At 59.4% G+C, this 14948-nt stretch carries 11 protein-coding genes; 6 read left to right on the top strand and 5 right to left on the bottom strand.

Annotated elements, in window-relative coordinates; all coding sequences use genetic code 11:
- Together DXT96_RS15705 and DXT96_RS15700 are read left to right on the top strand one after the other, a co-directional pair.
- Complete coding sequence (locus tag DXT96_RS15705) at positions 1–1278, top strand: TRAP transporter large permease (protein ID WP_149900427.1); 1278 nt, start codon at positions 1–3, stop codon at positions 1276–1278.
- Positions 1279–1317: 39 nt separating this feature from the next.
- Entirely contained in the window at positions 1318–2325 is a 1008-nt protein-coding gene (locus tag DXT96_RS15700) for a TRAP transporter substrate-binding protein (protein WP_149900426.1), read from the top strand.
- Between the two features lie 96 nt (positions 2326–2421).
- Here the strand turns inward: DXT96_RS15700 and acs are convergent, their stop codons facing one another.
- On the bottom strand, positions 2422–4377 hold the full coding sequence (gene acs, locus DXT96_RS15695) for an acetate--CoA ligase (protein ID WP_153515463.1): 1956 nt from the start codon (positions 4375–4377) through the stop codon (positions 2422–2424).
- Positions 4378–4611: 234 nt separating this feature from the next.
- Between acs and DXT96_RS15690 the strand changes: the two genes are divergently transcribed.
- Positions 4612–5313: a DUF1013 domain-containing protein gene (locus tag DXT96_RS15690; RefSeq protein WP_194287649.1), complete on the top strand. Its 702-nt coding sequence runs from the start codon at positions 4612–4614 to the stop codon at positions 5311–5313.
- 60 nt (positions 5314–5373) lie between these two features.
- Here DXT96_RS15690 and DXT96_RS15685 read toward each other — a convergent pair whose 3' ends face one another.
- Complete coding sequence (locus DXT96_RS15685) at positions 5374–6033, bottom strand: YggS family pyridoxal phosphate-dependent enzyme (protein ID WP_153515461.1); 660 nt, start codon at positions 6031–6033, stop codon at positions 5374–5376.
- Between the two features lie 192 nt (positions 6034–6225).
- On the opposite strand from DXT96_RS15685, the gene leuS reads away from it, so the two are divergent.
- From leuS to holA, 3 genes are read left to right on the top strand one after another with little or no spacing between them, the layout of a single operon-like run.
- Positions 6226–8856 carry a leucine--tRNA ligase gene (gene leuS, locus DXT96_RS15680; protein ID WP_153515460.1) on the top strand — a complete coding sequence of 877 codons (2631 nt, stop codon included), beginning with the start codon at positions 6226–6228 and terminating at the stop codon, positions 8854–8856.
- The gene (lptE, locus tag DXT96_RS15675; protein WP_052818700.1) at positions 8849–9394 is read left to right on the top strand and encodes an LPS assembly lipoprotein LptE; all 546 of its coding nucleotides are present in this window, start codon (positions 8849–8851) and stop codon (positions 9392–9394) included. Before leuS ends, lptE begins: the two co-directional genes overlap by 8 nt.
- An 11-nt stretch (positions 9395–9405) precedes the next feature.
- Positions 9406–10443 (top strand): DNA polymerase III subunit delta, encoded by a 1038-nt coding sequence (gene holA / locus DXT96_RS15670; RefSeq protein ID WP_149900422.1) that lies wholly within the window; start codon positions 9406–9408, stop codon positions 10441–10443.
- Between the two features lie 86 nt (positions 10444–10529).
- Here holA and fdxA read toward each other — a convergent pair whose 3' ends face one another.
- From fdxA to DXT96_RS15655, 3 genes are all read right to left on the bottom strand, one after another.
- Positions 10530–10868: a ferredoxin FdxA gene (gene fdxA, locus DXT96_RS15665; RefSeq protein ID WP_149900421.1), complete on the bottom strand. Its 339-nt coding sequence runs from the start codon at positions 10866–10868 to the stop codon at positions 10530–10532.
- A gap of 157 nt (positions 10869–11025) precedes the next feature.
- Positions 11026–11442: an RNA-binding S4 domain-containing protein gene (locus tag DXT96_RS15660; protein WP_153515458.1), complete on the bottom strand. Its 417-nt coding sequence runs from the start codon at positions 11440–11442 to the stop codon at positions 11026–11028.
- 4 nt (positions 11443–11446) lie between these two features.
- On the bottom strand, positions 11447–14563 hold the full coding sequence (locus DXT96_RS15655; protein ID WP_153515594.1) for a helicase-related protein: 3117 nt from the start codon (positions 14561–14563) through the stop codon (positions 11447–11449).
- Between the last annotated feature and the right edge of the window lie 385 nt (positions 14564–14948).

The raw sequence follows: 14948 nt of genomic DNA, 5'->3' as shown, positions 1-14948 counted from the left end.
ATGACACTTTTCGTTTTTGTCGGCTCTCTGCTGGGGGCCATGGCGATCGGCGTTCCCGTCGCCTTCTCCCTGATGTTCTGCGGCGTCGTGCTCATGTGGTACATGGGCATGTTCAACACCGCGATCATCGCCCAGAACATGATCTCGGGCGCCGATACCTTCACGCTGCTCGCCATCCCCTTCTTCATTCTGGCTGGCGAACTGATGAATTCCGGTGGTCTCTCCCGCCGCATCATCGACTTCGCGATCGCACTCGTCGGCCATATCCGTGGCGGCCTCGGCATCGTGGCCATCGTCGCAGCCATCATCATGGCCAGCATCTCCGGTTCGGCCGCAGCCGATACCGCAGCCCTTGCCGCGATCCTCATTCCGATGATGGCGAAGGCCGGTTACAACATCCCGCGCTCCGGCGGCCTGATTGCCGCAGGTGGCATCATCGCGCCGGTCATTCCGCCGTCCATGGCCTTCATCGTCTTCGGTGTCGCCGCCAACGTCTCGATCACCCAGCTTTTCCTCGCCGGCATCGTTCCGGGTATTCTGATGGGCACATCGCTCATCATCGCCTGGCTGATCGTGGTGCGTAAGGACAACGTAAAGCCCCTGCCGAAGACTTCGGGCAAGGAACGTCTGCTCGTGACCGCTCGCGCCGGCTGGGCGCTCGGCATGCCTGTCATCATTCTCGGCGGCATCAAGGCCGGCATCATGACACCGACGGAAGCTGCCGTCGTTGCCGCCGCCTATGCGCTCTTTGTCGGCATGGTGATCTATCGCGAATTGAAGCCGGCGGACCTGTTTCATGTCCTCCTGCGTGCTGCCAAGAGCACCTCGATCATCATGTTCCTCGTCTGCGCAGCGCTCGTCTCCGCGTGGCTCATCACGGCTGCGAATATTCCGAACGAAGTGGCAGGCTATATCGAGCCGCTGATCGATCGCCCGATGCTGCTGATGGCCGCGATGATGGTACTGGTTTTCATCGTCGGCACGGCGCTCGACCTGACGCCGACCATCCTCATCCTGACGCCCGTTCTGATGCCTATCGTCAAGCAGGCGGGCATCGATCCGATCTATTTCGGTGTGCTCTTCATCATCAACAACGCCATCGGCCTGATTACCCCTCCGGTTGGCGTCGTACTGAACGTCGTCAGCGGCGTCGGGCGCATCCCGCTCGGCAAGGTCACGGTCGGCGTCTGGCCGTTCCTCGTTGCCGAAACCATCGTCCTGGCGCTGCTGGTGATTTTCCCGGACATCGTCCTGGTGCCTCTGCAGTACCTTCGTTAATCGATACTTTTTCTCGACCACAATCCAAGGGAGGATATTATGAGAAAGCTTCTTCTGACCACCACCGCCATCGCTTTCGCCGTTGGCGCGGCAGCCCCGGCAATGGCTGAATTCAACAGCCGCAACATCCGCGTCTCGAACGGCATCAACCAGGACCACCCGGTTGGCAACGGCATCAAGGCCATGCAGGCCTGCCTCGACGACAAGTCGGGCGGCAAGCTGAAGCTGACGGCATTCTGGGGCGGCGCTCTCGGCGGCGACCTTCAGGCAACACAGGCCCTGCGCTCCGGCGTTCAGGAAGCCGTCGTGACGTCGTCGTCGCCGCTCGTCGGCCTCATCCCGTCGCTCGGCGTCTTCGACCTGCCGTTCCTTTTCGCCAACGACAAGGAAGCCGATGCCGTCATGGACGGCGCCTTCGGCGACATGATGAACAAGAAGCTGGAAGAACAGGGCCTCGTCAACCTGGCCTACTGGGAAAACGGTTTCCGCAACCTGTCGAACTCCAAGCACGCCGTGAACAAGTGGGAAGATTTCTCGGGCCTCAAGGTCCGCGTAATGCAGAACAACATCTTCCTCGACACCTTCCAGAACCTCGGCGCCAATGCGACGCCGATGGCTTTCGGCGAAGTCTTCTCGGCGCTTGAAACCAACGCGATCGACGCACAGGAAAACCCCTATGTGACGATCGACACCTCCAAGTTCTACGAGGTGCAGAAGTACATCACCGAGACAAACCACGCCTATACGCCGTTCCTCTTCCTCTTCTCCAAGCCGATCTTCGACAGCTATACGGCGGAAGAACAGACGGCCCTGCGCGAATGTGCAGTCGTCGGCCGCGACGAAGAGCGCAAGGTCATCCGCGAACTGAACCAGAAGTCGCTGGAAAAGATCAAGGCTGCCGGTCTCGAGGTCAACTCGCTGTCTCCGGAAGAACAGACCCGTATCCGCGAGAAGTCGATGGTCGTTTACGAAAAGCACAAGGCTGAAATCGGCGCCGATGTCGTTGACGCCGTTCTGGCGGACCTGAAGAAGATCCGCGGCCAGTAAGCCTGTCTGTATTGAATAAGAAACACCCGGAAGTTCGCTTCCGGGTGTTTTCGTTTGCAGAAAGAAAAAGGCTGCCGAAGCAGCCTTTCCAGAAAATCAGGACGCCGTGCGGTTCTGGCGGTTGGCGATAAGATCTTCCACCACTGCCGGATCGGCAAGCGTCGACGTATCCCCCAGCGTGCCAAAATCATCCTCGGCGATCTTGCGCAGGATACGCCGCATGATCTTGCCGGAGCGCGTCTTGGGCAGGCCCGGCGCGAACTGGATCTTGTCCGGCGTCGCAACCGGCCCGATCTCGTTGCGGACGTGCTTCACCAACTCCTCGCGCAGCGCATAATCGCCATTCTGCCCCGCCATCAGCGTGACATAACAATAAATGCCCTGTCCCTTGATAGGGTGCGGATAACCGACCACGGCCGCTTCCGAAACGAGATGATGCGACACCAGCGCGGATTCGACTTCGGCGGTACCGAGGCGGTGGCCGGAGACGTTCAGCACGTCATCGACACGACCGGTGATCCAGTAATAACCGTCCTCGTCACGCCGGCAGCCATCGCCCGTGAAATACTTGCCCTTGTAGGTCGAGAAATACGTATCGACAAAGCGCTGGTGATCGCCATAAACCGACCGCGACTGGCCCGGCCAGCTGTCGGTGATGCAGAGATTGCCGTCGGCCGGCCCTTCCAGCACATTGCCTTCAGCATCGACAAGCTGCGGCTGCACGCCGAAGAATGGCCGTGTCGCCGAACCCGGCTTCAGATCGGTCGCGCCGGGCAACGGCGATATCAGAATGCCACCGGTTTCCGTCTGCCACCAGGTATCGACAATGGGGCTCTTGTCCTCGCCGACCACATGGTAATACCATTCCCATGCTTCCGGATTGATCGGCTCGCCGACCGTGCCCAGAAGCCGGATGCTGGAGCGCGAGGAACGCGTGACGAACTGGTCGCCAGCCCCCATCAGCGATCGAAGCGCTGTCGGCGCGGTGTAGAAGATATTGACCTTGTGCTTATCGATGACTTCCCAGAAACGACCCTGATCCGGGAAGTTGGGAACGCCTTCGAACATCAACGTCGTCGCACAATTCGCAAGTGGCCCGTAGACGATGTAGGAATGGCCTGTGACCCAGCCGACATCGGCCGTACACCAGAAGACCTCGCCATCCTTGTAGTCGAACACATATTCATGCGTCATCGACGTATAGACGAGATAACCACCCGTCGTGTGCAGAACGCCCTTCGGCTTGCCGGTGGAGCCCGACGTATAAAGGATGAACAACGGATCTTCCGCCCGCATCTTCGCCGGCGGGCAATCCGGCTTCACCGTGGCGATTTCCTGATGGTACCAGATATCGCGGCCTGGCGCCCAGCCGGTCTTGCCGCCGGTGCGGCGCACGACCAGAACCTTGTTGACGATGACATATTGCTTGGCGGCGATATCGATCGCCTTATCGGTATTTTCCTTGAGCGGGATCGGCTTGCCGCCGCGCACGCCTTCATCGCAGGTGATGACGAAGGTTGATTCGCAGTCAACGATGCGGCCCGCCAGCGCTTCCGGCGAGAAGCCGCCAAAGACGACGGAATGCACCGCACCGATACGCGCGCAGGCGAGCATGGCATAGGCCGCTTCTGGTATCATCGGCATGTAGATGGTGACGCGGTCGCCCTTCTTGACGCCATGCTTCTTCAGCACATTCGCCAGACGGCAGACATAGTCATAAAGCTGGTTATAGGTGATCTTCTTGTCGATATAGGGATTGTCGCCTTCCCAGATGATCGCCGTGCGCTCGCCATGCGTCTTCAGATGCCGGTCGATACAGTTGTAGGAGACGTTGGTCAGGCCGTCCTCGAACCACTTGATCGGCACTCTTCCCTTGAAGGAAGTGTTCTTGACCTTGGTATAGGGCTTGAACCAGTCGATCCGCCGGCCGTGCTTGTCCCAGAATTTTTCCGGATCCTCGACGCTCTCCTGATACCATTTCTGGTAACGCTCATTATCGATGAGCGTGCGGGCTTTCGCCGATTTGAGCACCGGGTAGATTTTGGCAGACATGAACTCCTCCTGAAACCAAGTATGTCTTGTTTTAGCGCGCGCCCAGAGACTCCCACCTCGGGCATGTGGTGAATTCATAGCAGGTCAATGACTGACGGCAATTAGACAAAGGCATTTGTTTTGCAAAGAATTGCAATTATGATGCAATCCGGTTATAGAGCGCCAATATCCCGGAAATCAGTGGTTGATACCACGCCCGCGACCCCGGCGCGGACGGACAGAAGGACTGTATCTATGGCTCAACAATTGCTCATGCCAAAAGCTACGGCTGTATGGCTGGTTGACAACACCGCGCTGTCGTTCGATCAGATCGCCACGTTCTGCAAACTGCATCCGCTTGAAGTCAAGGCGATTGCCGACGGTGAAGCCGCGCAGGGCATCAAGGGTCTGGATCCGATCGCGACCGGACAGCTTTCCCGTGACGAGATTGCCCGTGCCGAAGGCAACCCCAACCACAAGCTCAAGCTTTCCGAGCCGAAGGTTCGCGTGCCGGAATCCAAGCGCCGCGGCCCGCGCTACACGCCGGTTTCCAAGCGTCAGGACCGTCCGAACGCCATTCTCTGGCTCGTTCGTAACCACCCGGAATTGAAGGATGCGCAGATTTCGCGCCTCGTCGGCACCACCAAATCCACCATCGAACAGATTCGCGACCGCACCCATTGGAATTCGGCCAACCTGACGCCGATGGACCCGGTAACGCTCGGCCTCTGCAGCCAGATCGATCTTGACCTTGAAGTCGAACGCGCGTCGCGCGGCCGCCCGCTGCCAACCGCCGAAGAACTCGGCAACACGCTGCAGCCAGCAACGGCGACGGAAGGTCTGGATTACAACTTCCAGCGCGAGGAAGAAGAGCAGATCGACGCCGATGCCGTCTTCAAGAAGCTCTCTTCGCTGAAGTCTGCATCGAAGGATGAAGACGAAGACGATCACTACTGATCGCAGTCTTTCCGACATTTGAAACCCGGCCGCAGTGCCGGGTTTTTTGTTTTCAGGATTTTACCGGGTGCCGAAGATCGCCGAGCCGACCCGGACGCTGGTGGCACCGAACTCGACGGCAGTTTCGAAATCGCCGGACATGCCCATGGAAAGCTTCTCAAGGCCACATTGCCTGGCAAGCTTGGCCAAAAGCGCAAAATGCGGCCCCGGATTTTCCTCTGCCGGCGGAATGCACATCAACCCCTCGACCGGCAGTTTCAAGTCGTCCCGGCAAAAAGCCACGAAGGCGACCGTTTCACGCGGATCGATGCCGGCCTTCTGCGGTTCAAGGCCGATGTTGACCTGTACATAAAACCGCAGGCTGCGGCCCTGTTTGGCGCATTCTTCGGAAAGCGCGCGGGCGATCTTTTCCCGGTCCACGCTCTCGACGACATCAAACAAAGCCACCGCATCCGCAGCCTTGTTGGATTGCAGCGGTCCGATCAGACGCAGTTCGATATCCGATGTCTTTTCTTTCAGGGCCGGCCACTTGCCCTGCGCCTCCTGCACACGGTTTTCACCAAACACGCGCTGGCCGGCATCGATGACGGGCTGAATTGCCTCCGCGTCGAATGTCTTCGAGACCGCGACGAGCGCAACATCCGTTGCCTTGCGGCCAGATTTTTCCGCAACATCCGCAATGCGCTGCCTGACATCCTCAAGACGTGCTTCGATTTCCATCACAAGACCTTTTTTAAACCGTTCGAACCGCTAACTAGACGCCGATTGCCTTGATGCCAAGCGGGTTTAGCACCATTTGAAGCACGCTGGCCAAGATTGAACGCCCGAACGCCCCGCCAAACTTGACGCCCCGGTCGTTTCATGGTGAAGGTCAGCGCAAATTTTTCCCCTCGATACCCGGAATTCTACACAATGGCCATCGAACGTTACAATCCTCGCGACGCCGAGCCGCGCTGGCAGCAGAAATGGAACGAAGACAACGTCTTCGTCACCGACAACAGCGACCCGCGCGAGAAATATTACGTTCTGGAGATGTTTCCGTATCCATCGGGACGCATCCACATGGGCCATGTCCGCAACTACGCCATGGGCGACGTCGTTGCGCGTTACAAGCGCGCGCGCGGCTTCAACGTTCTGCACCCGATGGGCTGGGACGCCTTCGGCATGCCTGCCGAAAACGCGGCAATGCAGAACAAGGTTCACCCCAAGGACTGGACTTACCAGAACATCGCCACCATGCGCGGCCAGCTGAAATCCATGGGCCTGTCCTTGGACTGGACCCGCGAATTCGCCACCTGCGATGTGGAATATTACCATCGCCAGCAGGCGCTGTTTATCGATTTCATGGAAAAGGGTCTGGTCTACCGCAAGCAGTCCAAGGTCAACTGGGATCCGGTCGACCACACGGTTCTGGCCAATGAGCAGGTGATCGACGGTCGCGGCTGGCGCTCCGGCGCGCTGGTCGAACAGCGTGAACTGACGCAATGGTTCTTCCGCATCACCGATTTCAGCCAGGACCTGCTGGACGAGTTGGACGAACTGGATCAATGGCCGGAAAAAGTGCGCCTGATGCAGAAGAACTGGATCGGCCGTTCCGAAGGCCTGTCGCTGCGCTGGCAGACCGTCGCTGACACGGCGCCGCAAGGTTTTTCCGATATCACCGTCTATACAACGCGCCCCGACACCCTGTTCGGCGCCTCCTTCCTGGCGATCGCCGCTGACCATCCGCTGGCAAGGGAACTGTCGGCGAACAATTCTGATATTGCCGAGTTCTGCGACGAATGCCGCCGCCATGGCACCTCTTTGGCAGCACTGGAAACCGCCGAAAAGAAGGGCATCGATACCGGCGTCAAGGTCGTGCACCCGCTGGACCCCAGCTGGGAACTGCCCGTCTATGTCGCAAACTTCGTATTGATGGATTACGGCACCGGCGCAATCTTCGGCTGCCCTTCGGGTGACCAGCGCGATCTGGATTTCGCCCGTAAATACGGCCTGCCGGTCGTGGCCGTCGTCGCACCCGAAGGTCCCGACGCCGCAAGCTTCACCGTTGAGGACACCGCCTTCACCGATGATGGCGTGATGATCAATTCTGGCTTCCTGAACGGCATGAAGACGGCTGACGCCTTCGAAGCCGTCGTGCAGAAGGTGTCCGCTGAGATGCTGGGCAACGCACCGCAGGCCGAGCGCAAGGTCAATTTCCGCCTGCGCGACTGGGGCATTTCCCGTCAGCGTTACTGGGGTTGCCCCATCCCGGTCATTCACTGCGAAGTCTGTGGCGTGGTGCCGGTTCCGAAAAAGGACCTGCCGGTCAAGCTGCCCGACGACGTGACTTTCGACGTGCCCGGCAACCCGCTGGATCGCCACCCCACATGGCGTCACGTTTCCTGCCCGCAATGCGGCCATGACGCGCGTCGCGAAACCGACACGATGGACACCTTCGTCGATTCCAGCTGGTATTACACCCGCTTTACAGCACCGTGGGAAGACCAGCCGACCGACCCTAAGGTCGCCAATCACTGGCTGCCGGTCGATCAATATATCGGCGGCATCGAGCACGCGATCCTGCATCTGCTCTATTCGCGTTTCTTCACCCGCGCCATGCGCGAAACCGGGCATGTCGGCGTCAAGGAGCCCTTCAAGGGCCTGTTCACGCAGGGTATGGTGGTTCACGAGACCTATAGCCACGGCGAAGGCATGAGCCGCGAATGGATAGCCCCCGCTGACCTGCGCATCGAAGAGACCGACGGCGCACGCCGGGCATTCCTGTTGTCTTCCGGCGCAGAAGTGAAGATCGGCTCCATCGAGAAGATGTCGAAGTCGAAGAAGAACGTGGTCGACCCTGACGATATCATCGCATCCTATGGGGCCGATACCGCACGTTTCTTCGTTCTGTCTGATTCGCCCCCTGATCGTGACGTCATCTGGTCCGAAGCGGGTGTGGAGGGCTCGAACCGCTTCGTCCAGCGCGTCTGGCGCATTGTCGGCGAAGTCGCGAGTGAGCTGAAGAGCGTCAAGCCGAAGCCGGCGACCGAGGGCGAAGGGCTGGTAGCCTCCAAGGCGGCACACAAGACGCTGAAGGCCGTTCAGGACGATCTGGACAAGCTCGCCTTCAACAAGGCGATCGCCCGCATCTATGAGCTGGTCAACGCGCTCGCCGGGCCACTTGCGGACGTCGCAGCAGGCGGAAAGTCTGACGACGTCAGGGCAGCTGCTCGCGATGCCGTCGAAATCCTCATCCGCATCATCGCCCCCATGACGCCGCATCTGGCGGAAGAATGCTGGTCGGCGCTGGGTAATGAGGGTCTCGTTGCACAGACACCGTGGCCGGTCTTCGTCGCCTCGCTGGTTGAGGAAAACGACGTGGTCATGCCCGTGCAGGTCAACGGCAAGAAGCGCGGCGAATTGACAATCGCGCGCGATGCGGATCAAGATGCGGTCCGTGCGGCTGCCCTTGCTCTGGATGCCGTCAAATCTATTCTTGCCGGTGGCGAGCCCAAGAAAGTCATCGTGGTTCCGCAGAGGATTGTGAACATTGTTGTCTGACGTTTTTTCGAGATGGAGCCGCGTCGCGGCAGCAATTTCCGTCGTGATGATGGCCGGTCTTCTGGCGGGCTGCCAGGTGCGCCCGCTTTATGGCGAGGCTTCCGGAACCAAGGAGAGGCTGGCGGCTGTCAGCGTCTCCGAAGTCGGTGGCAGGGTTGGGCAGGAAGTCCGCAACCAGCTGATCTTCCTGATGGCTGGCGGCGCGGGTGAACCGGCCACGGCCCAGTATAATGTCAAGATTTCCGTAAGCTCGAGCGCCACCTCCACGGAAGTCGAGAATTACGACCTGACGACCCGCACCAACAACAACTATGACGGCCCTTATCCCGGCCGCGTGGTGATGAGCGGTCAATATGTCCTGACGCGTATTTCCGACGGCCAGATCCTGCGCTCCGCACGCCGCAGCGTGACGGCGCAGGTGGACCTGCCGCAGCAGGAATTCGCCAAGATCAGGGCAACCCGCGACGCCGAAAACCGTGCGGCCCGGGAACTGGCTGAAATCATCCGCACTGATATCGCCGCCACCCTCGGCCGCTGAGAGCCAAGGCCGTGGCGGAGATAAAATCGCATGAATTTGAGCGCTTCGCCGAAAATCCGGCGGAGCGCTTTCGCGTTTTCGTGCTCTATGGTCCGGACCGCGGCCTTGTGTCGGAACGGGCAACCCTCATCGCCAAAAAGACTGGCATCGACCCGGATGACGCTTTCGCATCTTTGAAGCTGACCGCATCCGATCTGCAGGGCGATCCCGGTCGCCTTCTCGACGAGGTGAACGCCATCGGCCTTTTCGGCGGCGAAAAACTCGTCTGGATCAAAAGTGCGGCGGCGGAAAAGGCACTGGTGGACGCGCTCCAGATTCTGGCCGAGACACCGCCAGAGGCGAGCTTCCTGATTATAGAGGCTGGCGACATCAAGAAGGGCACGGGGCTGCGCAAGATCGCGGAACCCGCGCGCTCCATCGCCGCGATCCCCTGTTATGCGGACGATGCGCGATCTTTGAACGCATTGATCGATCAGGAGCTTTCCAACGACAATCTGCGCATCGCGCCCGCCGCACGACAAAGGCTGATCGAATCCCTGGGTGGCGATCGCATCGCATCGCGCAACGAAATCCGCAAGCTGGCACTTTATTGCCGTGGCGCGGAAGTGATTGAAGAAGAAGACGTGCTGGCCATCATCGGCGATGCCAGTACGGTTTCCGCTGACGATGCCGTTGACGCCATCCTGAAAGGCGACAGAAACGCCTTTTTCCACGCCACCCAGAAGATCGTCTCGTCGAAGACGCCGATCTTCCTCGTGCTTCAGGGATGCCTCAAGCAATTCCAGCTGCTCGACCAGATGCGCGCCGAGATGGACGAGAAAAAGCAGCAGGCCGGTCAGGTCATGCAGACACTCGGACGCCATATCCATTTTCGCCGAAAGCCGATCATCGAAAGGGCGCTGCGGACGTGGCAGCCGGCTGCGATCGCCCGCGAGATGAACCGCCTGCAAGCAGCCATATTGCAAAGTCGCCAGCGGCAAAGCCTGGAAGACAGCGTGGCTCTTTTGACGTTGCTATCGACCACCCTGCAATCCGGCCGCGGCGGATGACCTGCTGAAATTCAGCAAAAAGCCCTCGCGCCTGTGCTGCGAGGGCTTTAAAAATGACGGCGCAAAAGACGCGCATCGTCGAAAAATCAGTCGCCCTGACCGGGCTCGGCGGAAAAATAAAGCTCCAGCTTGCCCTCAACGCCATCCATTTCCTTGGCCTCGGGCATGGGATCACGCTTGATGGTGATATTCGGCCAGATCGCCGCATATTCCGTATTGAGCTTCAGCCACTTGTCGAGACCCGGCTCCGTATCGGGCTTGATCGCCTCGGCGGGACATTCCGGTTCGCACACACCGCAATCGATACATTCGTCGGGGTTGATCGCGAGAAAATTTTCACCCTCGTAGAAGCAGTCAACGGGGCAGACTTCAACGCAATCGGTATATTTGCAGCGAATGCAGTTGTCGGTCACGACATATGTCATGATGAACTCCAGAATATGCAGACCGGGTCTTTGAGCTTCGGAACACAAGCCGACGCCCGGAATTCAGACAGGGCAATTTCGCAAAGGAGGTAATGCCTTTGACTTCAGATAGCAAGGATAAACAATTCTGAAAACGGGGCCGACCTGGAGGTTTATTCTAATCTTTGCTTCCGTCACTATCGGACAAAAACCTGTCGAGCGCCCGACGCTCTTTTTTTGTCGGACGGCCGCTGCCCGGCTCGCGCATCGCCTGCTCCAGCGGGCTCAACCTGTCGGAAGGCTCCCGTGGCGGCGTCAGATCGTCGTAGAGAAGTCTGGCTTCCTCGTAGGGTCCGCGTCGCTCCCCTCCGGATTTGATGACAAGCACCTTGTCCATCCGCTCGAAACCGATATCGAGCCGGTCAGCGGTCTTCACCAGATGGCTGGGCTGGCGGATAGTGACACCGTTGACCTTGACCTTACCCGACTGAATATAGCTTTGAGCAAGCGAGCGGGATTTGGCCATGCGGGCAAAGAACAGCCACTTGTCCAGACGCTGACGCGTGCTCTCCAGTGGCTGTTCGTTGCTCCCCATGGGCTTATTTCTTCAACTGCTCCTTGAGAGCAGCGAGCTTTGCGAAAGGCGAATCCGGATCGATCGGCTTCTCCTTGCGTGGCGGCTTGGCTTCGAAACGCTGCTGACCCTGCGGCTTTCCGCCACGGTCATTACGGTCCGGCCTGTCCTTGCGCTCACCACGGTCTTGACGATCGTTGCGATTGCCACGGTCAGGACGTCCGCCATCACGCTTGCGCTCGCCCTCGCCACCACGATTGGCAGCTTCGCGATTTGCGCCGTCACGGTTGTCACGACGGCCTTCGCCGCGACGTTCGCCCTGCTCGCGGGGAGCCTGTTCACGGTTTTGACCGCGATTGCCGGGACGACGGTTTTCGCTGCGCTGATTTTCGTTGCGGCCACCCGGACGCCACAAAAGAACAGGCTTCGGCTCTGCAGCCTCCGTGCTTTCTGCGGACACGGCCTCGCTTGCACCAGCCTCTTCGGCAACGGCTTCCGCGACAGGCGTCTCCGCAGCGGTTTCGCTGACGGCTTCCACGATCGACGTCTCATCAACAGCTTCGCTCTCCGCGACAGCCGCCGTCTCTGACGCCTGCTCTTCGGAGGCCGGCTCATCCTGCTCGGTCTCGGCGCTTTCCTCTTCCGCCACCGCCTCAGCGGCAGCCGGAGCGGCAGCACCGGTCTGGCTGGCGAGGAAGACCTGCGCCTCCTCCGCTGTCACCTGATCGGCGCGGTAACCAAGACCCTTGAGAATCTCTTCCATATCGTCGAGCGTTGCGCCGAGAATGGAAAGCATCGCAGTCGTCGTCGTGAAACGGCGGCCGTCATATGCACCTTCCGGACGCGGCTGCTGGCCGGGCTTCCACTGCAACAGCGGACGGATGAGATCGGCCAGGCGCTCGAGAATGTCGATACGCACGGCGCGCTTTCCGAGGAAGCGGAAACCGGCAAGCTTGTAGAACATCCGCTCGAATGCGGGGTCCGTCACCACCGAGGTACGGCCGGCGGCCAGAACCGGAATGAGATCGCCATAACCCGGCTTGCCGAGGCCGTCATTCTTCAGCGCCCAGAGCAGCGTGACAAGCTCCGCCGGAGCGGGCTTGAGAAGCGCAGGCAGGAAAACATGATAGGCGCCGAAACGCACACCGTAACGGCGCATGGAGGCACGCGCATCCTGATCCAGCGACTTCACGTCTTCGGTGACGTCGCGGCGGAACAGAACGCCAAGATTTTCTACCAGCTGGAACGCCAGCCCCTTCGCCAGACCCTGAAGGTCTTCGGCGCGCGAAATATCGTCCAGCGGCTTCAGCACGGTCGCAATCTGGTGATTGACGAAACGTTCGACACGCGCCAGCGCATGATCACGGGCATTGCCGCTCAACTGCTCGTCGGCGACGAGGATCACCCGCGGCTTCATAATGTTATCACCTGCCGAAAGGCGGGCCACCGGTTCGCCCAACCAGCGAACCAGACCATCGGAGCTCAAAGCGAGATCGCCGTTGCCACTGGCATGCAGACGCGCCGCACGCGCCTCGTATTCGAGAGCGAGCGCCTTCTGGGCCGCACCTTGAACGGCCTTCTGATCCGGCCCTTCCATTCCCGGCACCGGCGTGAACCGGAACCCGGCCAATTGGCCGACGTGATGTCCTTCTACGAAGACATCACCATTTACACTGATTTCAGCTTCAAGCATCGCATTCTCTCTCAGGCGCCTCATGAGCACAGATGTCCTGCGATCAACAAAGCGTTTCGTCAACCTTTCATGTAGAGCATCGGACAATCGATCTTCGATTTCCCGCGTCTTTTCTTGCCAGTGTGTCGGATCGGCAAGCCATCCTGGGCGGTTCGATACATAAGTCCATGTTCTGATCTGCGCAATCCTTGCAGACAAGGTATCGATTTCTCCATCGGTACGATCGGCGCGGCGCACCTGTTCGCTTAAGAAATCTTCGTTCACCGTGCCACGTTTTACCAGATCGAAATAGAGCGTCGAGATCAGATCCGCATGCTGAGCGGGTGCGATGCGGCGATAGTCCGGAAGCGCACAAGCCTCCCAGAGTTTTTCCACCCGCGCATCGGTCGTCGTCACGTCGTTGATCTCCGGATAACGTGACAAATATTCGAGCGCCTGCTGGTCGATTGCCGGCAAGGCGCGGGAAAGACCCTGGATCGCAGGCGCGGCATCCAGACTGAGACGCAGATTGGCAATGGAGGAAAAATCGAAATTTTTCGTCCGCCACTGCAGCACCTTCACCGCATCGAACTGATGGGTTTCGATGCGTTCCACCAACTCATCATCGAACGGATCGACACGGCCGGTCACACCAAAGGTGCCATCGCGAAGATGGCGGCCGGCGCGGCCGGCGATCTGGCCGATCTCACCTGGATTGAGATTGCGGAACTGGTAACCGTCGAACTTGCGGTCCTGCGCAAACGCGACATGATCGACATCGAGGTTGAGGCCCATGCCGATAGCGTCCGTCGCCACGAGATATTCGACGTCGCCAGACTGGTAGAGCCCAACCTGGGCATTGCGCGTGCGCGGCGAGAGCGCGCCCATCACCACAGCCGCGCCGCCGCGCTGGCGGCGAACGAGTTCCGCGATGGCATAGACCTCTTCTGCCGAAAACGCGACGATCGCCGTGCGTTGCGGCAGGCGGGTGATTTTCTTCTGGCCCGCATAAAAAAGCTGCGACAGGCGCGGCCGCTCCACCACCGTAATGCCCGGCAAGAGCTTTTGCAGGATCGGGCGCATCGTGCCGGCACCCAGAAGCAGCGTTTCCTCCCGCCCGCGTAAATGCAGCACGCGGTCGGTGAAGATATGGCCGCGCTCCAGATCGCCGGCCAACTGCACCTCATCGATCGCGACGAAGGCGGCGGTCGTCTCGCGCGGCATGGCTTCCACCGTGCAGACGGAATATTTGGCTTTGGGAGGCGATATTTTTTCTTCGCCGGTGATCAGCGCCACATTCGGCGCACCCACCTTTTCAACAAGGCGGGTATAGACCTCACGCGCCAGAAGACGCAGCGGCAGGCCGATGACACCGCTGCCATGGGCCACCATCCGCTCGATCGCGTAGTGGGTCTTGCCGGTATTTGTGGGGCCGAGAACGGCCGTGACACCGCGGCCGCTCAGGATCATGGGGCGAAAATTCAACGTACTATCCGCGAATCGACTTCATCTGCTTGGCCGCGCCGCCCGCCATCGCTAAGGCGGGCCGCACGCACCACACATGGCAATGCCCGTCGGCAAAGGCAATAGGCCCTGCCCGCAAAGTGGCACGTGGTGCTCTCTTCACGTAATTTTCCATTCAGATTCAGCCAGTTAAAGGAACAAAAAGAATCCGGCAAAAAACAGAATCGATTGAGGTTTGGAACAGTTTGCGAACGAATCGAATACGAATCGCTGACTCAGCGGGATTCAGCTTTTGTTCTCCGCAATATCTGGTTGGTGAAAGTGTGGCCCATACCAGATTATGAATCCGGATAAGTCCTTGGCCGGATTCAGCTTTATGGCAAAGCGTTAC

Origin of the sequence: Agrobacterium sp. ICMP 6402, assembly GCF_009498615.1 — a bacterium.
Lineage (GTDB): Bacteria > Pseudomonadota > Alphaproteobacteria > Rhizobiales > Rhizobiaceae > Agrobacterium > Agrobacterium burrii.
The sequence above is the reverse complement of the archived record's forward strand: the minus strand, read 5'-3'. Positions and strand labels throughout refer to the sequence as shown.